Below are 21,617 nucleotides of genomic sequence, written 5' to 3' on the forward strand. Positions count from 1 at the left end.
GTCCGGGAAAAGTTGGGGCGTGCCCGTCGGGCACAGGGGTGGGAGCCGCCGTGCGGCGCCCGTTCGTCCCGGGCGCCGGCTGCGGGCAGGTCAGATCATGTAGACGTCCACCACGTGATGGATGTAGTCGTTCTTCAGGACCACTTTCTTCTTCAGGATCACCGGCTGCGGGCCGGAGAGGTCCAGGGTGTAGTAGCTGGTGCCGAAGTAGGTGTCCGTGGTGTTGTAGCGGAAGTAAAGGGTGAACCAGTTGAAGCGCACCTCCACCGTGCCGCCGTCGTTCGACAACACCTCGACGTCCGTGATGTTGTGGCCCGTGCGCGGCTCCGGGAGGGAGGTGGCCGATGACCTGTCGGTCTTGATCCGGAACACCCGGTCCTCGATGCCGCCGCGGTTGTCGTAGTAGATCAGGGAGATCTCGTTCTGGGGGTCCTGCGTCAGCTGGTCGTCCACGTCCCAGGCCGGCATCCAGAATTCGGAGTCCGGGTGGTAGCACTCCAGCCATTCATCGAACTGGCGGTCATCCAGCAGGCGGGCTTCCCGGTAGAGGAACGCCCGGACGGTTTCGAGGATTGCAATCTCCTCCGCGCTCTTCAGGGCCGGGGCGGTGTGGGTCAGGTTGGTCATGGGTTCTGCGCTCTCTGTGGTTGCGGCGGGCTCTCTCAGGCGGTGACGGGAACGGATTCCAGGGCGGAACGCTCCTCTTCCTCCGCCAGGGCCCGGTCCATGACTTCCTTCCAGTACCCGTGCTGGATGGGGTAGAGCCCTTCGTCTTCGGTGCGCACGCCGGAGGCGATCACCCGGGTCATGCCCAGGGCCTGCGCCTGCTCATCCGGTCCGGTGATCTCGTGGGTGGAGCCGCGGGTCATGTCGTTCCACGGGGCGCTGGTGGCCCAGTAGGTTTTGTTGCAGGAGCGGAATTCTTCCAGGTCGTCCGGCGTGGCCATGCCCGTGGCGTTGAAGAAGTCCTCGTACTGGCGGATGCGCTTGGAACGGTTCTCCTGGGACTCCCCCTTGGGGGCGATGCAGTAGATGGTCACCTCGGTCTGGTCCGCGGAGATGGGCCGGAAGTGGCGGATCTGCGAGGAGAACTGGTCCATGATGTACACGTTCGGGTACAGGCAGAGGTTGCGGGAGATGTTGATCATGAAGTTCGCCATCTCCTCGCCGTACTTGGCCACAAGCTCGTCCCGGCGGTCCCAGAGCGGACGGTCCTGGGGGTTGGTCCATTCCTGCCACAGCAGCAGGTGCCCGTGGTCGTAGGAGTAGAAGCCGCCCTTGACCTTGCCCCACTTGCCGGCGTCCATGGCCTTGGTCTTGTTGGCGGAGTCTCCGGCGCTGCGGCGGGCGGTGGTGGCCGCGTAGTTCCAGTGCACGGCCGTGACGTGGTAGCCGTCCGCGCCGTTCTCGGCCTGGACCTTCCAGTTGCCGTCATAGGTGTAGGTGGAGGAGCCGCGCAGCACTTCCAGGCCTTCGGGTGACTGGTCGACGATCGAGTCGATGACCTTGGTGGCATCGCCCAGGTGCTGCTCGAGCGGGAGCACGTCGGCCTTCAGCGAGCCGAACAGGAAGCCGCGGTAGGACTCGAAGCGGGCCACCTTGGTGAGGTCGTGCGAGCCTTCCTTGTTGAACGTCTCGGGGTAGCCGGCGTTCCGGGAGTCCTTGACCTTCAGCAGCTCGCCGGAGTTCTTGAAGGTCCAGCCGTGGAACGGGCAGGTGAAGGTGGTGCGGTTGTCCGTCTTGCGGCGGCACAGCATGGCGCCGCGGTGCGAACAGGCGTTGACCAGGCAGTTCAGCTGCCCGTCCTTGTCCCGGGTGATCATCACGGGGGTGCGGCCGATGTAGGTGGTGAAGTAGTCGCCCACGTTGGGGATCTGCGACTCGTGGGCCAGGTACACCCAGTTGCCTTCGAAGATGTGCTTCATCTCGAGTTCGAAGATCTCCTGGTCGGTGAAGATCTCGCGCTTGGCCCGGATGACGCCGTTCTCGCGGTCGTCGATCACGGCGTCGGCAAGGACCTCGCGGGCATGGATCAGGTTCTCGGTCATGGCGTGCTCCTTCATTGGAGATTGCTGGACGGATGGGCGGAGGTCCACTCGGGAAGAGGCTTCGGCGGCGGACGTTGTCCAGCAATTCTTGCCGCTCGTGATTGGCCTCACATCAGGCAAATACCTAGCTTCCACCAAGGGTGTCTTTATGTACCGATAATGACTCAAAAGACGCCCAGTTGATATTTGTAGCGTCCTTATCTGCGGGCCTACGATTGAGACCGACATCACGCGGTGCGGCGCAGGGCCCAACGACTGGCCCCGCAGCCCGCGTCGGGTGCAGGAGCCCTTCCTGTCCCCATTCAATGAGGAAGGTGGACATTGTCATGACCCAGACCCCAACGGACAGCCGCACGGAAAACGAAGGCACCGCCGTCGAAGCAGGCACCAAGGCAACCGAGCGGTTCGCAGCGTCGGGCAAGCTCTCCAAGGTGGACGTATCCAAGGAACGGGTGAGCCTGCTGGCCGGCGCATTGATCAAGGCCGCCAACGACATCGTCGAGGAACACCAGGTCACCTACGAGGAATACAACGCGCTCAAAGCCTGGCTGATCAAGGTCGGCACGGACGGTGAATGGCCGCTGTTCCTCGACGTCTGGCTTGAGCACACCGTTGAGGACGTCAACTCCCAGGACCGTCCCGGCACCGTGGGCACCATTGAAGGCCCCTACTACGTTCCCAACTCCCCGGAACTCCAGACGCCCGCCACGGTTGAAATGCGCGACGGCGAAGAGGGCACCCCGCTGCGCTTCAGCGGCCAGTTCACCGACACCGACGGCAACCCCATCCAGGGCGCCCAGGTGGAGATCTGGCACGCTGACGCCGCCGGCTTCTACTCCCAGTACGCCCCGGGCCTGCCCGAGTGGCTTTTCCGCGCCACCGTCAAGGCCTCGGACGACGGCCGGTTCGAGATCAACACGATGCGTCCGGCGCCCTACCAGATCCCCACGGACGGGGCCTGCGGGCAGCTGATCAGTGCCGCGGGCTGGCACGCCTGGCGTCCGGCGCACATCCACATCAAGGTGTCCGCACCGGGCTACGAGCCGGTCACCCAGCAGCTCTACTTCCCCGGCGATCCCCACAACGCCGACGACATCGCCTCGGCAGTGAAGCCTGAACTGATGCTGGACCCCCGCCCCCGTACCGACGGGAAGGGCGAGGAAGTAGTTTATGACTACGTCCTGGCAAAGCAGGGCCAGAAGAAGTAGCACGCAAACTGGGAGATACCCCCGCACGGAGGCGCTCCGGAGCTGATGCTTCGGAGCGCTTCCGGTTTTTCCGCCCCAGCCAGGAGCCCCGATGAGCCACCCCCGCCACCATCCGACCGCCAGCTCCGTCGAGCCAGCCCCGCCGGTACCGGCGCCGGAACCCCTGCTGGAACGTCCGGGGGTCCGGCCTGCGGGCCCACGCCGGATTCTTCGCGATCTGGGCCTGTCCTATGTCTCCAACGGGGCCATAGGACTCATCTTCGCGGCGTCCGGGCCCATCGCCGTCACCCTGGCCGTCGGAACGGCCGGCGGCCTGACCCAGGGCCAGCTGTCGTCCTGGGTTTTTGGCATCCTCTTTTCCGGCGGGGCCGCCACGCTGCTGATGTCACTGATCTACCGGCAGCCCCTTGGCTTCGCCTGGTCCATCCCCGGCACGGTGCTCCTGGGACCATCCCTGCAGCACCTGGCCTTCCCCGAAGTCGTCGGGGCCTTCTTCACCTCCGGCGTGCTGATCCTCGCCCTCGGCGCCACCGGCGTGGTGCGCAAAGCCATGGCGCTGGTGCCCATGCCGCTGGTGATGGCCATGGTGGCCGCGGTCTTCCTGAAGTTCGGCACCGACATCGTCGCCTCCACCCACGACAACCCGGCCGTGGCTGCCCCGATGGTGGCTGCGTTCCTGATCCTCACCGCGGTTCCCAGACTTGGCAAGTACCTGCCCCCGGTCCTGGGCACCCTGGTGGCAGGCGGCATCGCCGTGGCGGCCAGCGGCCAGTTCAACCTGCCGCCCGGCGGACCGCTCCTGGCCACCCCGGTCTTCACCGCCCCCGAATTCACCTGGGCCGCCCAGCTCGAACTGGTGGTTCCGCTGGCCCTCACCGTCCTGTTCGTGCAAAACGGCCAGGGCATCGCCGTCCTCCGCGCCGCCGGGCACCGTCCGCCGGTGAATGCCTTCGCCATAGCTTCCGGCGCCTTTTCGGTCCTGAACGCCGGGTTCGGCGCCGTTTCAGCCTGCGTTACGGGCCCCACCAACGCCCTGCTGACCTCGTCCGGGAAGAAGGAGCGCCAGTACACGGCCGCCGTGGCCTACGGCCTGCTGGCCCTGGTGTTCGCAGCGTTTGCCCCCACCCTGACCCGGCTGATGCTGGCCGCGCCCAAGGAATTCGTCCTGGCACTGGGCGGCATCGCGATGCTGCGGGCCCTCCAGCAGGCGTTCGTCACCGCCTTCGCCACCAGCTTCACCCTGGGTTCGCTGGTGACGTTCGTGGTGACCATTTCCGGCATGAACCTCTTCAACATCCACGCAGCGTTCTGGGGCCTGGTGATTGGCTACGGGGTGTCCCGCCTGCTGGAGCGCGCCGACCACGCCCAGCCCTGAACCGGGCCGGCCAGGCTACGGCGCCCGGGGGGGCTTCTTCTGCGTCAGTGCGGGTCCGGCTCCACCGCCCAGGCCAGCCGGTGCAGGGAAGTCGCGGCCCTGCTCCTGAACGCCAGCCACGCGGACCACTTCCGCCCGGGCGTGGCGCTGAGTTGCGGCGCGTGGGGCTGCGCGGATTCGCCAACGCGGAACGCGCCGGCGAATAGGAGGGCAATCAGGCTTGCGCTTTCCATCGTTCTCCAAGCTGTACAGGTCAATCCCGGTGTACAACCACCGTGCCCTGCGGACGAACGCTTCAAACACCATCCGCAGGCCCATCCGGTCGCCGGGAGGGCGTGGCGGTACCGCGTTAGGCACGTGCAGTGTTAGGCAATAGTCTGGCCAGATGGGGACCAGTGCCGTGAATTCCGGCGAACAAGTGGACAGGCAGACCCGCATCCTCGAAGCGGCTATGGACCTGCTGTCCCGCCACGGGATTTCGGGCGTGAGCATGCGTGCCGTGGCGCGGGAAGCCGGCGTGGCGCTGGGCCTGGTCAACTATTACTACGACGACAAGACCACCCTGATCCGCGCCGCCCTGCGCCGCGTGGACGAGCATGACCTTTTACTGGTCGCCCCGGACCCGTCGGTTACCGCCGATGAACAGCTGCGCCGGGCGCTCCGGCGCGTTGCCGGCGCCGACCTGCTGACCACACGCTACCTGTCGCTGCGGCTGCACCTGTGGGCCCTGGCCCAGGCGGACGAGGACTACGCACAGATCAACGCCGCCGCCTTCGACCGGTACATCGACGGGCTCGCTGCGCTGGTGTCCAGCGCCAGGCCCGGGCTGTCCTGGGAGGCGTGCCGGGAGCGCGCCTCGGACATCGTGGTCATCCAGAATGGCGTGTGGCTGACCGCGCTGCTGGGCGTGGACAAGGCCTCCATCCAGCGGAGCATTGCGCGCACGGAGCAGATCGCTTTCGCAGCGGTTCCGGACGAAAACGGCGGCGGCCAGGTCCTCCCCCAGCCCTGAAACAAACACCCGCTCCAGGGGCAACAGTAGCCGCGCGATGAGCATTGAACAAGTGTTCAAGAAAAGTATTGAACAGTCGTTCAACGTGCATTACTGTCCTTCCTATGACTTACGCCACAGCGGCCCCGGAAGCCGCCAGCAGCACTGAAACCAAGCCCGCCTCCTCCCTCTTCATCAACGGCAAGTGGGAGCCCTCGGCGTCCGGCGCGGTGCGCGAAATCCGCAACCCTGCAGACGGGGAGCTGGTGGCCACCGTCTCCGAGGCCGGCCGGGAAGACGCCGAACGCGCCATCGCAGCGGCCCGGGCCGCCTTCGATTCCGGCGCCTGGTCCAGCGTCCCGGCACCGGAGCGCGGCGCCTTCCTCCTGAAGGTCGCCGCCGGACTGCGGGAGCGCCGGGAAAAGTTTGCCCGCGCGGAATCGCTGGACACCGGCAAGCGGATGGTGGAAAGCCGCATCGACATGGATGACATCGCCGCCTGCTTCGAGTACTTCGGCAGGCTCGCCGGGCAGCAGGCGGGCCGGGTGGTGGACGCCGGGGACGCCGCGGTCGTCAGCAGGATCGTCTACGAGCCCGTGGGCGTCTGCGGACTCATCACGCCGTGGAACTATCCCCTGCTCCAGGCGGCGTGGAAGATCGCCCCCGCGCTGGCCGCCGGCTGCACCTTCGTCCTCAAGCCCTCCGAGCTGACGCCGTCCACCAGCATCCTGGCCATGCAGCTGCTGCAGGACCTCGGCCTGCCGGACGGCGTGGCCAACCTCGTCACCGGTGCCGGCGCACAGGCGGGCGCCCCGCTCTCGGAACACCCCGACGTCGACCTTGTCTCCTTCACCGGCGGCCTGGAAACCGGTAAGCGCATCGCCGCTTCCGCTGCCGCCACCGTCAAGAAGGTGGCGCTGGAGCTCGGCGGGAAGAACCCCAATGTGGTGTTCGCGGACGCGGACTTCGACGCCGCCGTGGACAACGCCCTGAACGGTGCGTTCGTCCACTCGGGGCAGGTCTGCTCCGCCGGCGCCCGGCTGGTGGTGGAGGAGTCCATCGCCGAACGCTTCGTGGACGAACTGGTCCGCCGCGCAGAGAACATCCGGATCGGTGGCCCCTTCGATGACGAGGCCGAAACAGGCCCGCTGATCTCCGCAGCGCACCGCGACAAGGTGCACGCCTACGTCCAGCGCGGCACCCAGGAAGGCGCCCGGCTCCGCACCGGCGGCGCCGCACCTTCCGGGGAGAAGTACGACGCCGGCTTCTACTACCAGCCCACCATCCTGGACCGCGTCTCCCGCGGCATGTCCGTGGTCACCGACGAGGCGTTCGGCCCGGTGGTCACGGTGGAAACCTTCCGCACCGAGGACGAGGCCGTGGCCACCGCCAACGACACCATCTACGGCCTGGCCGGCGCCGTCTGGACGCAGGACGCCGGCAAGGCCCAGCGCGTGGCCGGCAGGCTCCGGCACGGCACCATCTGGATCAACGACTACCACCCCTACCTCCCCCAGGCCGAGTGGGGCGGCTTCGGCCAGTCCGGCGTCGGCCGCGAGCTGGGCCCCACGGGCCTGGCCGAGTACCAGGAAGCCAAGCACATCTACCAGAACACCAGCCCGCAGGTCACCGGCTGGTTTGCTGACCACGGCAAGGAGAACTAGATGCACTACGACAACATCGAGGACGTGGCCGAACGCGGGTTCGACTACGTCGTCATCGGCGGCGGGTCCGCGGGGGCGGCGGTGGCCGCCCGGCTGAGCGAGGACCCGGACGTGACCGTGGCCCTCGTCGAGGCGGGCCCGGACGACCGCAATATCCCCGAGATCCTGCAGCTGGACCGCTGGATGGAGCTGCTGGAATCCGGCTACGACTGGGACTACCCCATCGAGCCGCAGGAGAACGGCAACTCCTTCATGCGCCACGCCCGCGCCAAGGTGATGGGCGGCTGCTCCAGCCACAACTCCTGCATCGCCTTTTGGGCGCCGCGCGAGGACCTGGACGAGTGGGAGTCCAAGTACGGCGCCGCCGGCTGGAACGCCGATGCCGCCTGGCCGCTGTACAAGCGGCTGGAAACCAACCAGGACGCCGGGCCTGACGCACCGCACCACGGGGACTCCGGCCCCGTGCACCTGATGAACGTGCCCCCGGCGGATCCTGCCGGCGTCGCACTTTTGGACGCCTGTGAACAGGCGGGCATCCCCCGCACGAAGTTCAACACCGGCACCACCGTGGTCAACGGCGCCAACTTCTTCCAGATCAACCGCCGCGCGGACGGCACCCGTTCCTCCAGCTCCGTGTCCTATATCCACCCCATCGTGGACCGCCCCAACTTCACCCTGCTGACCGGCCTGCGCGCCCGCCAGCTGGTGATTGACGCGGACAAGCGCTGCACCGGCGTGGACGTGGTGGACGGAGCGTTCGGCCGGACCCACCGGCTCACCGCGCACCGGGAAGTCATTGTGTCCACCGGCGCGATCGACTCCCCCAAGCTGCTCATGCTCTCCGGGATCGGCCCGGCGGAACACCTGGCCCAGCACGGCATCGAGGTGCTGGTGGACTCCCCCGGCGTCGGCGAGAACCTGCAGGACCACCCGGAAGGCGTGGTGCAGTTCGAGGCCAAACAGCCCATGGTGCAGACCTCCACCCAGTGGTGGGAAATCGGCATCTTCACCCCCACCGAGGACGGCCTGGACCGCCCCGACCTGATGATGCACTACGGCTCCGTCCCGTTCGACATGAACACGCTGCGGTACGGCTACCCCACCACGGAGAACGGCTTCAGCCTCACCCCGAACGTCACGCACGCCCGCTCCCGCGGCACCGTCCGGCTGCGCAGCCGCGACTTCCGTGACAAACCCATGGTGGATCCGCGCTACTTCACCGACCCCGACGGCCACGACATGCGCGTCATGGTGGCCGGCATCCGCAAGGCCCGCGAAATCGCCGCCCAGCCCGCACTGGCCGAATGGACCGGCCGCGAGCTGTCGCCCGGCGTCGAGGCCCAGACCGACGAGGAACTGCAGGACTACATCCGCAAGACCCACAACACCGTCTACCACCCGGTGGGCACCGTCCGCCTGGGGCCAGCCGACGACGACATGTCGCCGCTGGATCCCCAGCTGCGGGTCAAGGGCGTCACCGGCCTCCGCGTGGCCGATGCGTCCGTCATGCCCGAGCACGTCACCGTCAACCCCAACATCACCGTCATGATGATCGGCGAGCGCTGTGCCGATCTCATCAAGGCTGACTATGCCGGCGCCGGCGCCCTGGAAGAGAAGGAGCTCACCACGTCCCTCGCCTAAGCGGCAGGAAAAAAGGGGGCCGCGTTCCCAACAGCGGCGGCCCCCTCGCAGAACGTTTATCCCGCCGCACCCCAGGGCGGCCGTTCCCATCGTGCTTTTCTGAACTAGGAGTCCATATTGGAACCCAGCAAGAGTATTGATTCAAGCGGCATGGACGAATTTGGCTACACCCAGACGCTGGATCGAAGCATCGGCAAGTTTGCCAGCTTCGCGGCAGGTGTCAGCTACATCTCCATCCTCACCGGTGTTTTCCAACTGTTCTACTTCGGCTTTTCCATGGCCGGCCCGGCGTATGCCTGGTCCTGGCCCATCGTGTTCGTCGGCCAGCTGATGGTGGCCCTCTGTTTCGCCGAGCTGGCCGGCCGCTACCCCGTGGCGGGCTCGGTCTACAACTGGGCCAAGCGGCTGTCCTCCGGGACCTCGTCCTGGCTGGCCGGCTGGCTGCTGCTGCTGTCCTCCATCATGGCGCTGGGCTCGGTGGCTCTGGCCCTGCAGATCACCCTCCCCCAGCTGTGGTCGGGCTTCCAGTTCGTCGGTGACGGTACCGGCCCTTACGACTTCGCCATGAACGGCGTGGTGCTGGCCACCATCATGATCACCATCTCCACCCTCATCAACGCGTTCGGCGTGAAGCTGATGACCCGGATCAACAGCATCGGCGTCTTCGTGGAGCTCATCGCCGCCGTCCTGCTGATCCTGGCTCTGGCCTGGCACGTGGTCCGCGGGCCCGAGGTCTTCTTCCAGACCAACGGCTTCGGGGAAGGGAAGGACCTGGGCTTCTTCGGCGTCTTCCTGATTGGCGCTATGGCCTCCGGCTACGTGATGTACGGCTTCGACACCGCCAGCTCGCTGGGCGAGGAAACCAAGGACCCCAAGAAGACCGCTCCCAAGGCCATCCTGCGGGCTGTTACGGCGTCCTTCCTGCTGGGCGGCGGAATCCTGCTGTTCGGCATCCTGGCCGCACCGGACCTCACCGACCCCCAGATCGGCTCCCCCGACGGCGGCCTGCAGCACATCGTGCTCTCCGTCCTGGGCGGCCCGTTCGGCAAGGCCTTCCTGGCCTGCATCGTGGTGGCCGTGGTGGTCTGCACCCTGGCCGTGCACGCCGCCGCCATCCGGATGATGTTCGCCATGGCACGGGACAACAACCTGCCCTTCAGCCGGCAGCTCAGCAAGGTGGACCCGGTCCGCCGGACGCCCACGGTGGCGGCGATCGTCATCGGCGTCCTGGCCGTCATCCCGCTGCTGGTCAATGTCATGCAGCCGGCCATCTTCACCATCCTGTCCAGCATCAGCATCGTGCTGATCTACCTGTCCTACCTCCTGGTCACGGTTCCCCTGCTGCGCAAGCGGTTCCTGAAGAAGTGGCCGCTGGCCGCAGACGGGTCCGAGCCCGGGTTCACCATGGGCAAGTGGGGCCTTCCCGTGAACATCCTCGCCGTCCTGTGGGGCGCGGCGATGACGGTGAACCTGGTCTGGCCCCGCCCGGAAATCTACAACTCGGTGCCGCCGTTCGAGTGGTACCTGCAGTGGGGCGGCGTGTTCTTCGTGGCCGCCGTGGTGATTGGCGGGGCACTGCTCTACCGCCTGAAGATCCGCCACCAGACCGGGGTGCTGGCCGAGCACGCCGCGGCAGTCGCCGCCCACCCGTCGTCGAACGACCCCAGGTTCGACCCCGCGGAGGACGCGGTGCCGGCCAACGCGGCGATGGCAACCGAGGGCTAGCAACACCACAACGGAAAGGGCCGACGACGGCACTCATGCGAGTGCCGCCGTCGGCCCTTTTGCGTGCCGGCTTTCTGCCCATGTTGAGGGCCCGCGTCACACAACGGAACGGCCATCCGCTCCGAAGCGGCTACGCCCTACCCTTGACAGGTGACATTGACTAAACTTCGCGCCGCGTCCGCGGGCTCCCTCGCCGCCGCCGGCCTCCTGCTTACCCTCGCCGCCTGTTCCACCCCGGCCTCCACCCAGCCAAGCTCCTCGGCCTCCGCCTCATCTGCAGCGGCATCGTCGAGTGCCAGTGCTGCCGCAACCTCTGCCGGCCCCTGCGCGGGCGTGAAGGTCGTCGTCGATTCCGGGGCCTTGAAGCAGTCCGCCGCCGACACCTCGGCCTGCGTGTCCGTGGACGGACCCACCGTGGCATCGGACGTGCTGAGCAAAGCCGACGTGAAGATCGAGGGCACCGCCAAGTACCCCACGAGCTTCGCGTGCCGCGTCAACGGCGTGCCCGCCGCGGACTTCGACATCCAGCACAAGGGTGGCACGATCCGTGAAGCGTGCGATGACAAAAACACTGTCTCGTACTGGGCACTCTGGGTGAAGCCCGCCGCCGGTGCGTGGGGTTACGCGCAGGAAGGGCTGGACAGCCTGAAGCTCAACCCCGGAGAGAGCCTTGAACTGCTCTACACGGTGGACAACGAACCGGCAGCCCCCGCGTCATGACCTTCCGGCCCGCGCCGTTGCGCGCAGCGGCGGTTCTCGCTGCTGTGTTCATCGCGGCACGGGTCGCCTACCGGGCCCTTTTCAACGGGGCGGCCACCGGTACCCCGGTCCTGCTGGACCTTCCGCCGCTGAGGCTCCCCGCCCCGTACGCCCACGTGGTGTTCCTGGGCACGATCACGGCCCCGGGGCTCTGGGCGGCGGTGCTGTCAGCGCTGCCGATCGCCGCAACGATCCTCGGCTTCGGCCTGCTCAACGCCTGGGTGGATGTGTCCCGCGGTTTTGTCCGGCTGGCCCGCGGCGGTCCCCTGCAGGGCGTGGCCCGCATGCTGGTGGTGGCGTGGGCGGCCCTCCCGGCGCTGGCCGACGCCGTGGCCTCGGTCCGCCTGGCCTTCCGGCTCCGGGGCGAACGCTTCGGCCCCCGCGCCCTGGTTCCCGTCCTCGAACGCACCCTGGAGCACGCCAGCCGCATTGCCGCGGCCCTGGAGCTGCGCGGCTTCGGCAGCCGGGCGCCCCGCCAAGGACATCACGACGACGGCGCGCCGCTCCTGGTGCGCGACGCAGAGTTCCGCATCGCTGACACGCGCATCAGGGTTGATTCGTTTGCACCGCCGGCCGGGTCCGTCGCGGTGATCACCGGGCCCACGGGCTCCGGCAAGTCCACCATCCTGCGGGGCCTCGCGGGCCTCCTTTCCCACGTGGACGGCGGCGGGCTGACCGGCACCGTGCAGATAGCCGGGACGGACCGCGCCGGCGCTCCCCCGCGCGATACCGCGGGGTTGGTGGGCGTCGTCCTGCAGAATCCGCGCGCAGCCTTTGCCACCACCCGGGTCCGGGATGACATCGCCCTGGCCCTCGAGCTCCGCGGCATGCCGTCCTCCACCACGAAGGCCCGGGTGCTGGAGATGGCGGATCGGGCAGGGGTGTCCGCGCTGCTGGACCGGGACGTCAGCACCCTCTCGGCAGGTGAGGCAACGCTCGTGGCCATCGCCGCCGCGGTCGTGGACCAGCCCCGGCTGCTGCTGGTGGACGAGCCCCTGGCCGACGTCGACGCCACGGCGCGCAGCCGCGTCATCGCCGTGCTCAGCACCCTGGCCCGCGAACACGGCGTGTGCGTCATCGTCGCCGAACACCGGGCCGCGGCGCTGGTGCCGGTGGCTGACTCCTGGTGGACCGTCGAGGGCGGCGCGCTCGTCCCAGGCACCGCGCCCGCCCCCGCCGCCCCCGCCGCTCCCGCCGAATCCTGGCCGGCGGCCGCTCCGGACCACGCCCGCACCCCCGTGCTGGCGGCAACCCATCTTGAGGTGCGCCGGAAGGGCACGCCGCTGGTCCGCGACGCGTCCCTGGCCCTGCACCGCGGCGAGATCGTGGCGCTGGCGGGGCCGAACGGGGCCGGGAAGTCGTCCCTGCTGGTGGCGCTGGCCCTGCGCGAAGGTACGGGCGCAATGTCCGACGGCGGCCGGGTCGCCCTGGTGCCGGACGCATCGGACGACCTGTTCACCAGGGATACGGTCGCGGGCGAACTGCGGTCGGCGGAACGGCGGCTGGCACGCCGAAAGAACGGGACAACGGTTGCCCCCGGTACCGCGGCGGCACGGCTGTCCCGGCTGCGGGGAGGCGTCCATATGCCGATCGGCAACCAGCATCCGCGGGACCTCTCCGCCGGCGAGCGCAGGATCCTGGCCATCGCCCTGCAGACCATGGATGACCCGGATGTTCTACTCATCGACGAACCCACGCGCGGACTCGATCCCGCCGCCCGGACCGCAGTGGCGGCGGCCCTGCGTACCGCAGCAGAGGACGGGGCCGCGGTCCTGATCGCCACGCACGACCTCGACTTCGCCCACGGCCTGGGCGCCCGGGTCCTCCCGATGCGCGATGGCGTGGCCCCCTCCCTGGAACCTGCCCGTGTCCCGGAACCGTATGTCCCTGCACCGCGCGTCCAAACATCCGTGCCCTCTCTTGCCGGCGCGCAGGCGGGGGCGTCCGCCGCTGACCCGGCAGACGTACCGGGTGCCAGGAGGCCCCACCGGGCCCGGTTGCCGCGGGGCGTCGAGCTTGCTGTCCTCGCCCTCGCCAATCTGGCTGCCCTGGCGGCGTTCTGCTGGCCGCTGCTGGCCGCGGCACTCCCCCAGGACGCAGCTGCCGCCACCCCCTACATTGCCTTGGCCATCGCACCCGTGGCCGCGGTCGCCGTCGTGCTTTCCCTGGACGGATCCGTCCGCTCGGCCCATACCGTGGCGCTGCTCGGAGTGCTGGCTGCCGTGGGTTCCGCCGTGCGGGTGGCGAGCACCGGCGTCGGCGGCGTGGAAGCGGTGTTCATCCTGCTGATCCTGGCGGGCCGGGCGTTCGGTGCCCGCTTCGGCCTGCTGCTCGGTGCCGCGACGATTGCCGTCTCCAGTGCGCTGTGGGGCGGCATCGGGCCGTGGACGCCGTTCCAGGTCTTTGCCTGCGCGTGGGTGGGCGCCGGGGCTGGCCTGCTCCCGCGCAGGGTGCGCGGGAGGGCCGAACTGTGGATGCTGGCGGCCTACGGGGTGGTGTCGTCGTACGTGTTCGGGCTGCTGCTGAACCTGTGGTTCTGGCCCTTCGCCGTGGGCGGCGGCACCGGCATCTCCTACGTTCCGGGCGCGCCGCTGGGCACCAACCTCAGCAGCTTCCTGCTGTATTCGCTGTTGACGTCGACGGCGGGCTGGGACACCCTGCGAGCCATCACCACGGTGATCGGCGTCGCCGTGGTGGGGCGTGCCGTGCTCGTCTCGCTCCGGCGGGTGAAGCCGGTGTCAAGCGGGGGCGGGCCACCTTCGCAAGCTCTATCCGGCCAGGCGAGGGACCGGCTTCACCTCGGGGTCTGAGGACACCGACGGGAATCCCAACCCGCACGCTGTCCGGGAACCTCGACGCGCTACTCGCGAACCTCGATGCGAAGTGGCTTCCTCCTACCGCAGGCCATCCGAAGCGTTTCGAGGCCGAGATGGGATGGTCTGGCAGACCGCTGTTCATCCCGCCCTTCCGGGAAGTCGAACCAGCGGGTTGACGGGATGTGGGAAACGAGAGGATTGACGTGGCAGAGAAATTGATTGCCCTGAATAACGGGGCGGAGATCCCGTCTTTGGGGTCTGGGGGTGTTGCAAGCGAGGCCCTGCACCGGGATCATGGCATTTCTAAGGTCGTTTTAGGACGGTGAGTTTGTCGGCGTGGAGGAAAAGGCTGCGGCCGGAGACGCCGTCTTGGGTTAGCCAGAAGACGGCGCCATCTAAGGCGACCATGTCGACGATTCCCGACGCTAATAATGTCCCGTTTTTGTAAACATCTATTTGATCGCCGAGTCGTAGTTTCGTCCAGTTCGGGACTGGTTCTGTTCGGCGAGCTGGCATGGTCATCCTTTAGTGTGCTGATCTGACGGTGCAGCGGACTCATACTCACGTCGTTGTTGGGAGCTCGGGAGTTGCTGAAGGCGGGCTGAGAGCTCAGCCCGCCTTCCCTGGGTGTCCTGGGTTAGATGACTACGAACAGGAGCCAGGCCAGCAGGGGTGCTGCGACGATCATTGACATGCCCCAGATCATCATGCCGCGGAAGGTCTTTTCGCGTTTTTCTTCCTCTGTGTTGGCGATGACAAGTGCCCCGCCGGTGGAGAAGGGACTGGAATCGACAGCAGAGGCGGCGATGCACAGCGCGATCACGAAGCCCAGGACAGCGACGGAGCCTGTGACAAGCAGCGGGGCTGCGAGGGGGACCAGGACGACGAACATGGCGTTGGTGGAGGCGAAGGCTGAGACGACGCCGGCCACTGCGAGCATCATGAGTGCGGCGAGAAGCGGCGTCCCGATGCCCGCGACGGAGTTGGCGAGGCCTTTGATGACGCCTGCGTTTTCGAGCATGCTGATGTAGGTGACGATTCCGCCGATCAGCAGGATGACGTTCCAGCCAATGTGGCCGAGGGCTTCCTTGGAGTGCTGCGGGTACAGTGCCGAAAGGACCACGGCAGCCGCGAGGGCGAGGAATCCTACGTCGAGCTTGAAGCCCAGGGCGCCGACAAGGATGCTGACCATGAGCACCACAGTGACGATTTTCTGGCCCGTCCAGGTAGCGGTTTTGGTGATGGTTGCGGTGCCGCCGCCGAGGTATGAGGTGGTGGTGTCCGCGGTCTCTTCTTCGCGTCCGCGGCGCATCAGTTCAGGTCCCCCCAGCAGAATGAACGCGACAGCGTTGATGACAACGTTGGCGATGAAGGTCCAGAGGAAGAGCTGACCGGCGTCCACGGAGACGCCAACTTTCGCCAAGACTCCGTTGATGATGTTGTAGTAGACGGCGATGGGGGAAAATCCGCCTGCGTTGGTGCCGTTGATGATGCACAGCCCGACCAGCAGCGGGTTAATCCTGTACCGCTGGGCGAAGGCGAGGCCCACGGGGATAAGAATGGCGTTGGTGGCTGCAGACAGCGCTCCGGAGCCGGTAATAATGGCGGCGAGGATGAAGAAGACCCATGGGACCAGGGCGATCCGTCCCCGCACGGCTCCCACGGCTCCTCCGACGATCTGATCGATGGTGCCGTTGGCCCGTGCCATGCCGAAGAGGTAGGTCACGCCCAGCAGGGTGATAAGGAGGCTGCCCGGGAAGCCGGATGCAAGATCGGAGGCCGTCTGGCCGAAATAGAGCACGCCGAGCAGGAAGGTAACAACCAGGGCGACGGCGCCCATGTTGATGTTGCGCCACATTGAGAGGCCGAAGATGAGGACGAGGCCGGAAACGGCCACAAGTTCTTGCATGGCTTAGTTGATCTCCACTTGGTATCGGAATGATGATGCCAGCCCATAGGACTCGCGGTACTCGGCGACGTCGCCGGTGTGGGTTCGTGCGGTGCGGTTGATTTTGACGAGGGGGTCCCCGCCTCTGCAGTTCAGAAGTGCGGCCTGGCCGCCTGCCGCCTGGGTGACCGAAAGTTCCTCGGTTGCCGAGCCAATAATGATGCCGATCCGGTTTTCGTATTCCGGATACAGCAGGCTGCCGAGCTCCTCGAGATCAACGTCAGCGATCGGCTGAAACTGCGGCAGCGGGAGCCAAATGTCTTCGACCAGGAAAGGGGTGTCCTGCCACAAACGAAGACGATGAAGGTGCAGGACAGGGGAATCTTCCTGGACGTTCAGGGCGGCGGCGACGTGGATGGGTGCGGCCTGCGTGGTCCGTTCGAGGATGCGGCTGCCGGGGGCGTGTCCGGCGCCGCCCTGCATCCGGAAGAAACGGAACAGGGAGTGCTGGAATGTAGCCCGACGAACATAAGTACCGCGCCCCTGGTGGCGTTCCAGGATCCCGTCAGCGGCCAGCTCCGCAAGGACGCGCCGCAGCGTTCCCACCGAGATGCTGTACTCCTCAGCCAAGGCAGACTCGGGCGGCAGCGGTGTTGTGCTGGCCCATTCGTTTGCCCGAACGCGCCGGATCAGGTCATCTTTGACCCGGGCGTGAAGCGGCAGTCGCTGGTCGGTCTGAGCCAAAGCCGGGGAGCTGGAAGGTTGTGTCATGCCTCACAGCCTAAACGAGATTCCTTTATAGGTCTAGTCCTATAAAGGTTTATTGTTCTCAGGTTATGGTGGGACCATGAACGGAAACGGCCTCCCGCTGGTTGATACTCACGCGCACATTTTCCATCCACGGCTTCGCGTAACCGATGGCGCACGGTATGTCCCGGACTATGAGGCGACGCTGGACCAGTACCTGAACGTCCTTGCCACCAATGGGGTGGGTCGCGGTGTGCTCGTTCAGCCAAGCTTCCTCGGCTCTGACAACAGCTACCTTCTGGCCGGCCTTGCCGTCGCCCCGGACACCCTTCGCGGCGTGATCGTGGTGTCCACTGACGATCTCCGGCGCGAACTTTCCCAGGAGAGGGTGCGCGTTCTGCACGAAACCGGCGTGCGGGGCGTGCGGTTGAACCTTGTCGGGCGCCCTGTCCCCGACCTCTTCTCCACAGCGTGGAAGGCGGCGGGTTCGGTGATGGCAGCCCGTGGTTGGCACTTGGAAATTCAAGCCTCAGGGCAGCAGTGGCTCGACCTTGCCCCCGCACTGGCCGCATGGCCAACAAGACTGGTCATCGATCACCTCGGACTGCCCCAGAGCCAACACCCTGAAGCCACCGAGGCCGTGCTGGACCTGGCCGGGAAGACTACGACCTGGGTCAAGGTCTCCGCCCCGTACAGATCCTCCTATGATCAGGCCGCGGTGATGTTCTCCCGGCTGCTGGAGCAAGGCTCGCCCGACCGCCTCGTGTTCGGCAGCGACTGGCCGTTCACCCGACATGAAGAGAACACCTACCAGGAACTCCTGGTATGGTCCCGAAACCTGGCAGGAGAAGAACAGCTCAACCGCATGATGACCATCAACCCCTACGCACTCCTGGAGTGGCCCGAACCATCCCACAACACCGCGATCGCGCCGGCGCTCCAGCGCCCGAACTAGACGCGACGAGCTGTTCGAGGTGGACTGAGGCGACAAACCCCTTGACGCCTGCAACAGCCGCCCGCCGTTTGGCTTCCACGAGCCTTTCGGGGCTCGAACCCTGCCTGGTAGGAAGGCCAGGCCACGGACCGGCCCAGCTCACACCTTGAAGTACTTGGCCTCCGGGTGGTGGAACACGAACGCGTCGGTGGACTGTTCGGGGTGCAGCATGAGCTCGTCGCTCAGGATGACGCCCATGCGCTCGGGCTTCAGCAGCTCGGTGACCTTGCGGCGGTCCTCCATGTCCGGGCAGGCGGGGTAGCCCAGCGAGAAGCGCGCACCGCGGTAGTCCAGCTTGAAATACCCTGCCGTGTCCTTGGGCTCCTCCGCCGCGAAGCCCAGCTCCTTGCGGATCCGGGCGTGCCAAAATTCCGCGAGCGCCTCGGTGAGCTGCATGACCAGGCCGTTGAGCTCGTAGTAGTCGCGGTACTGGTTGGCTGCGAACATCTTGGAGGTGAACTCCTCGATCTTGGAGCCGGCGGTGACCAGCTGCACGGGCAGCACGTCGATCTGCCCTGACTCGCGGGACTTCACGAAGTCGGCCAGGCACAGGTGCCGGTCGCGGCGCTGGCGCGGGAAATCGAACCGCAGGCGGTCGGTGCCGATCGGGCCGCCTGAACCTCCGTCCGGGGCGAGCAGACCCGCCTGACCCAGGACGCCGTCGGGATCCTCGCCGTGGTGCAGAACCACTACCTGTTCGCCCTCGGAGACTACGGGGAAGTAGCCGTACGCCACGGAGGCGTCCAGCATGCCTTCACCGAGGATGCGGTCCAGCCAGTAGCGCAGGCGCGGGCGGCCTTCGCGTTCCACGAGTTCCTCGTAGGAGGCGCCGTCCTCGCCGCGGCCGGGCTTGAGGCCCCACTGGCCCATGAAGGTGGCGCGCTCATCGAGGAACGCGGAGTAGTCGTGCAGCGAGACGCCGCGGACAATGCGGGTGCCCCAGAAGGGTGGCACGGGCACGGGGTTGTCGGTGGCGACGTCGGACCGGCCGGGCATGGCTTCCGGCTCGGTGATGGTGAACTGCGCCCCGCCCTTGTGGATGCGCTTCTTCAACGGCGGCAGGCCGACGTCGTCCGGCGATTCGCCGCGGGCTACGCGCACCAGCGGTTCCATGAGGGAGAGGCCCTCGAAGGCGTCCTTGGCGTAGCGGACCACGCCGTCGAACTGCTCCGCCAGGTCCTGCTCCACGTACGCGCGCGTGAGGGCCGCGCCGCCCAAAATGACCGGCCACTTCTTGGCCAGGCCGCGGGACTGCAGCTCCGCGAGGTTTTCCTTCATCACCACGGTGGACTTCACCAGCAGGCCGGACATGCCGATCACGTCGGCGTTGTGTTCCTCCGCCGCGGCGATGATCTCGGCGATGCCCTGCTTGATGCCGATGTTGATGACCTTGTAGCCGTTGTTGGTGAGGATGATGTCCACCAGGTTCTTGCCGATGTCGTGCACGTCGCCGCGCACGGTGGCGATGACCATGGTGCCCTTGCCGGAGGAGTCCGACTTCTCCATGTGCGGCTCCAGCAGGGCCACGGCGTTCTTCATGACCTCGGCGGACTGCAGCACGAACGGCAGCTGCATTTCGCCGGCGCCGAAGCGTTCGCCCACCACCTTCATGCCCTCGAGCAGGTGGTCGTTGATGATGCCCAGTGGGGTCATGCCCTCGCTGCGGGCCAGGTCCAGGTCCGCTTCGAGGCCCTTGCCTTCGCCGTCGATGATGCGCCGTTCCAGGCGGCCGCCCGTGGGGAGGGCGGCGAGTTCGGCGGCGCGCTGGTCCTTCAGCGCTGCGGTGTCGACGCCGGCGAACATGTCGAGCATGCGGGCCAGGGGGTCGTAGGTGGTGTTGCCGTCGGCGTCGTATTCGCGGCGGTCCCAGACCAGGTCCAGGGCCACCTTGCGCTGTTCCTCCGGGAGGGAAGCGAGCGGGACGATCTTGGCGGCGTCGATGATGCCGCTGGTCAGGCCGGCCTGGACGGCTTCGTGCAGGAACACGGAGTTCAGGACGATGCGCGCGGCCGGGTTGAGGCCGAAGGAGACGTTGGAGACGCCGAGGGTGGTGTTGATGCCCGGGTACTTCGTGGTGATCTGGCGGATGGCTTCGATGGTTTCGATGCCGTCGCGGCGGGTTTCCTCCTGGCCGGTGGCGACGGGGAAGGTGAGGCAGTCGACGATGATGTCCTCGACGCGCATGCCCCATTCGCCCACCAGGGAGTCGACCAGGCGGGAGGCGATGGCCACCTTGCCCTCGGTAGTGCGGGCCTGGCCTTCCTCGTTGATGGTCAGGGCGATGACGGCGGTGCCGTGTTCCTTGACCAGCGGCATGATGCGGGCGAAGCGGCTATTGGGGCCGTCGCCGTCCTCGTAGTTGACCGAGTTGACCACGGGGCGGCCGCCGATGAGTTCCAGGCCGGCCTTGAGGACGGGAGGTTCGGTGGAGTCGATGACGAGCGGGAGGGTGGAGGCGGACGCGAACCGGGAGACGATCTCCTTCACGTCTGCCACGCCGTCGCGGCCCACGTAGTCCACGCAGACGTCCAGCAGGTGGGCGCCGACGCGGATCTGTTCGCGGGCGATGTCCACGCAGTCGTCCCAGCGTTCTTCGAGCATGGCCTGGCGGAAGGCCTTGGAACCGTTGGCGTTGGTGCGTTCACCGATGGCCAGGTAGGCGGACTCCTGGTCGAAGTTCACGTGCTGGTAGAGGGAGGCGACGCCGGCTTCACGCTCTTCGGGGATGCGTGCCGGCGCTGTTTTGTCCTCGGTGGCCACGGCTTTGGCGCGGAAGGGCGCCAGACGTTCGACGACGGCGGCCATGTGTTCCGGCGTCGTACCGCAGCAGCCGCCCACCAGGCCCAGGCCGAATTCGCGCACGAACTGTTCGTGCGCCGTGGCGAGTTCGGCGGGTGAGAGCGGGTAGTGCGCGCCGTTGGCGCCGAGGACGGGCAGGCCGGCGTTGGGCATGCAGGCGATGGCGACGGAGGACTGCTTGGAGAGGTGGCGGAGGTGCTCGCTCATCTCGTCCGGGCCGGTGGCGCAGTTCAGGCCGATGGCGTCGACGCCGAGCGGTTCAAGGGCGGTGAGCGCGGCGCCGATTTCGGAGCCCATGAGCATGGTGCCGGTGGTCTCGACCGTCACCTCCACGAAGATGGGGAGGCGGACGCCCTTGGCGACGATGGCCTGCTTGCAGCCGTTGACGGCGGCCTTGGTCTGCAGGAGGTCCTGGCTGGTTTCGATGAGGAACGCGTCCGCGCCGCCATCGATGAGGCCCTCAGCCTGCAGGGCGAAGGTCTGCTTGAGCCAGTCGTAGCTGGTGTGGCCCAGGCTGGGAAGCTTGGTGCCGGGGCCCATGGAGCCGAGGACCCAGCGCATGCGGCCGTCCGTTTCCTCTGCCGCTTCGGCGCGTTCCCGGGCGATTTTGGCGCCCTTGAGGGCGAGTTCCTCGATCCGGTCGTCGATGCCGTAGTCGGAGAGGTTGGACCAGTTGGCGCCGAAGGTGTTGGTTTCCACGGCGTCGATGCCGGTGGCGAAGTACGCGTCGTGGATGTCGGCGATGACGTCCGGGCGGGTGTCGTTGAGGATCTCGTTGCAGCCCTCCAGGTTCTGGAAGTCCGCGTCCAGCTGCAGGTCCCGGCCCTGCAGCATGGTGCCCATAGCGCCGTCGGCGATGACCACCCGGTGGTTCACGGCGTCCAGGAGTTCCTGGGAACGGGCGGGGCGGGGGACGGACTCGATGTCCAGTGCGAAACGAGGCATTTAAACAGGTTACGGGC

At 67.1% G+C, this 21,617-nt stretch carries 15 protein-coding genes; 9 read left to right on the forward strand and 6 right to left on the reverse strand.

Translation table 11 applies throughout. The annotated features are described in order from the left end of the window. Positions 1-90 precede the first annotated feature (90 nt). Together benB and benA are read right to left on the reverse strand one after the other, a co-directional pair. On the reverse strand, positions 91-627 hold the full coding sequence (gene benB, locus ACZ9J7_RS05760) for a benzoate 1,2-dioxygenase small subunit (RefSeq protein ID WP_476207785.1): 537 nt from the start codon (positions 625-627) through the stop codon (positions 91-93). Between the two features lie 35 nt (positions 628-662). After that, complete coding sequence (gene benA, locus ACZ9J7_RS05765; RefSeq protein WP_476207787.1) at positions 663-2,048, reverse strand: benzoate 1,2-dioxygenase large subunit; 1,386 nt, start codon at positions 2,046-2,048, stop codon at positions 663-665. Between the two features lie 326 nt (positions 2,049-2,374). On the opposite strand from benA, the gene catA reads away from it, so the two are divergent. Together catA and ACZ9J7_RS05775 are read left to right on the forward strand one after the other, a co-directional pair. After that, positions 2,375-3,256: a catechol 1,2-dioxygenase gene (gene catA / locus ACZ9J7_RS05770; RefSeq protein ID WP_476207789.1), complete on the forward strand. Its 882-nt coding sequence runs from the start codon at positions 2,375-2,377 to the stop codon at positions 3,254-3,256. 91 nt (positions 3,257-3,347) lie between these two features. Then, positions 3,348-4,631 carry a benzoate/H(+) symporter BenE family transporter gene (locus ACZ9J7_RS05775; protein WP_476207790.1) on the forward strand — a complete coding sequence of 428 codons (1,284 nt, stop codon included), beginning with the start codon at positions 3,348-3,350 and terminating at the stop codon, positions 4,629-4,631. A gap of 44 nt (positions 4,632-4,675) precedes the next feature. On the opposite strand, the gene ACZ9J7_RS05780 is transcribed toward ACZ9J7_RS05775, so the two are convergent. Beyond that, on the reverse strand, positions 4,676-4,864 hold the full coding sequence (locus ACZ9J7_RS05780; protein WP_476207791.1) for a hypothetical protein: 189 nt from the start codon (positions 4,862-4,864) through the stop codon (positions 4,676-4,678). A gap of 152 nt (positions 4,865-5,016) precedes the next feature. On the opposite strand from ACZ9J7_RS05780, the gene ACZ9J7_RS05785 reads away from it, so the two are divergent. The 6 genes from ACZ9J7_RS05785 to ACZ9J7_RS05810 all read left to right on the forward strand — a co-directional run bounded on the left by ACZ9J7_RS05785 (position 5,017) and on the right by ACZ9J7_RS05810 (position 14,221). After that, positions 5,017-5,643, forward strand: a complete 627-nt coding sequence (locus ACZ9J7_RS05785) for a TetR/AcrR family transcriptional regulator (RefSeq protein ID WP_476207793.1) — start codon at positions 5,017-5,019, stop codon at positions 5,641-5,643. Positions 5,644-5,747: 104 nt separating this feature from the next. Beyond that, entirely contained in the window at positions 5,748-7,286 is a 1,539-nt protein-coding gene (locus ACZ9J7_RS05790) for an aldehyde dehydrogenase family protein (protein WP_476207795.1), read from the forward strand. Beyond that, positions 7,287-8,927 carry a GMC family oxidoreductase gene (locus tag ACZ9J7_RS05795; RefSeq protein ID WP_476207797.1) on the forward strand — a complete coding sequence of 547 codons (1,641 nt, stop codon included), beginning with the start codon at positions 7,287-7,289 and terminating at the stop codon, positions 8,925-8,927. It abuts the gene before it with no gap. A 150-nt stretch (positions 8,928-9,077) separates the two neighbouring features. Next, on the forward strand, positions 9,078-10,652 hold the full coding sequence (locus ACZ9J7_RS05800) for an APC family permease (protein ID WP_476211806.1): 1,575 nt from the start codon (positions 9,078-9,080) through the stop codon (positions 10,650-10,652). 150 nt (positions 10,653-10,802) lie between these two features. Further along, positions 10,803-11,372, forward strand: a complete 570-nt coding sequence (locus ACZ9J7_RS05805) for a hypothetical protein (RefSeq protein WP_476207798.1) — start codon at positions 10,803-10,805, stop codon at positions 11,370-11,372. After that, complete coding sequence (locus ACZ9J7_RS05810) at positions 11,369-14,221, forward strand: ATP-binding cassette domain-containing protein (RefSeq protein ID WP_476207800.1); 2,853 nt, start codon at positions 11,369-11,371, stop codon at positions 14,219-14,221. The genes ACZ9J7_RS05805 and ACZ9J7_RS05810 overlap by 4 nt, the downstream gene beginning before the upstream one ends. 643 nt (positions 14,222-14,864) lie before the next feature. Here the strand turns inward: ACZ9J7_RS05810 and ACZ9J7_RS05815 are convergent. Further along, a complete protein-coding gene (locus tag ACZ9J7_RS05815) occupies positions 14,865-16,136 on the reverse strand; it encodes an SLC13 family permease (RefSeq protein ID WP_476207801.1) in 1,272 nt (423 codons plus the stop codon). A gap of 3 nt (positions 16,137-16,139) precedes the next feature. Beyond that, positions 16,140-16,886 carry a GntR family transcriptional regulator gene (locus tag ACZ9J7_RS05820; protein ID WP_476207803.1) on the reverse strand — a complete coding sequence of 249 codons (747 nt, stop codon included), beginning with the start codon at positions 16,884-16,886 and terminating at the stop codon, positions 16,140-16,142. A 76-nt stretch (positions 16,887-16,962) separates the two neighbouring features. Between ACZ9J7_RS05820 and ACZ9J7_RS05825 the strand changes: the two genes are divergently transcribed. Next, positions 16,963-17,817, forward strand: a complete 855-nt coding sequence (locus ACZ9J7_RS05825) for an amidohydrolase family protein (protein WP_476207804.1) — start codon at positions 16,963-16,965, stop codon at positions 17,815-17,817. A 138-nt stretch (positions 17,818-17,955) separates the two neighbouring features. On the opposite strand, the gene metH is transcribed toward ACZ9J7_RS05825, so the two are convergent. Beyond that, positions 17,956-21,600, reverse strand: a complete 3,645-nt coding sequence (gene metH / locus ACZ9J7_RS05830) for a methionine synthase (RefSeq protein WP_476207806.1) — start codon at positions 21,598-21,600, stop codon at positions 17,956-17,958. Positions 21,601-21,617: the final 17 nt, after the last annotated feature.

The sequence above is a fragment of the Pseudarthrobacter sp. TE9888 genome (assembly GCF_056279345.1).

Excerpts from the sequence above, each read along its gene's own strand:
- ACZ9J7_RS05815 (WP_476207801.1), bottom strand. The coding sequence starts at position 16,136 with ATGCAAGAACTTGTGGCCGTTTCCGGCCTCGTCCTCATCTTCGGCCTC.
- metH (WP_476207806.1), bottom strand. The coding sequence starts at position 21,600 with ATGCCTCGTTTCGCACTGGACATCGAGTCCGTCCCCCGCCCCGCCCGT.
- catA (WP_476207789.1), top strand. The coding sequence starts at position 2,375 with ATGACCCAGACCCCAACGGACAGCCGCACGGAAAACGAAGGCACCGCC.
- ACZ9J7_RS05785 (WP_476207793.1), top strand. The coding sequence starts at position 5,017 with ATGGGGACCAGTGCCGTGAATTCCGGCGAACAAGTGGACAGGCAGACC.
- benB (WP_476207785.1), bottom strand. The coding sequence starts at position 627 with ATGACCAACCTGACCCACACCGCCCCGGCCCTGAAGAGCGCGGAGGAG.
- ACZ9J7_RS05800 (WP_476211806.1), top strand. The coding sequence starts at position 9,078 with ATGGACGAATTTGGCTACACCCAGACGCTGGATCGAAGCATCGGCAAG.
- ACZ9J7_RS05810 (WP_476207800.1), top strand. The coding sequence starts at position 11,369 with ATGACCTTCCGGCCCGCGCCGTTGCGCGCAGCGGCGGTTCTCGCTGCT.
- ACZ9J7_RS05775 (WP_476207790.1), top strand. The coding sequence starts at position 3,348 with ATGAGCCACCCCCGCCACCATCCGACCGCCAGCTCCGTCGAGCCAGCC.
- benA (WP_476207787.1), bottom strand. The coding sequence starts at position 2,048 with ATGACCGAGAACCTGATCCATGCCCGCGAGGTCCTTGCCGACGCCGTG.
- ACZ9J7_RS05820 (WP_476207803.1), bottom strand. The coding sequence starts at position 16,886 with ATGACACAACCTTCCAGCTCCCCGGCTTTGGCTCAGACCGACCAGCGA.
- ACZ9J7_RS05825 (WP_476207804.1), top strand. The coding sequence starts at position 16,963 with ATGAACGGAAACGGCCTCCCGCTGGTTGATACTCACGCGCACATTTTC.
- ACZ9J7_RS05790 (WP_476207795.1), top strand. The coding sequence starts at position 5,748 with ATGACTTACGCCACAGCGGCCCCGGAAGCCGCCAGCAGCACTGAAACC.
- ACZ9J7_RS05780 (WP_476207791.1), bottom strand. The coding sequence starts at position 4,864 with ATGGAAAGCGCAAGCCTGATTGCCCTCCTATTCGCCGGCGCGTTCCGC.
- ACZ9J7_RS05795 (WP_476207797.1), top strand. The coding sequence starts at position 7,287 with ATGCACTACGACAACATCGAGGACGTGGCCGAACGCGGGTTCGACTAC.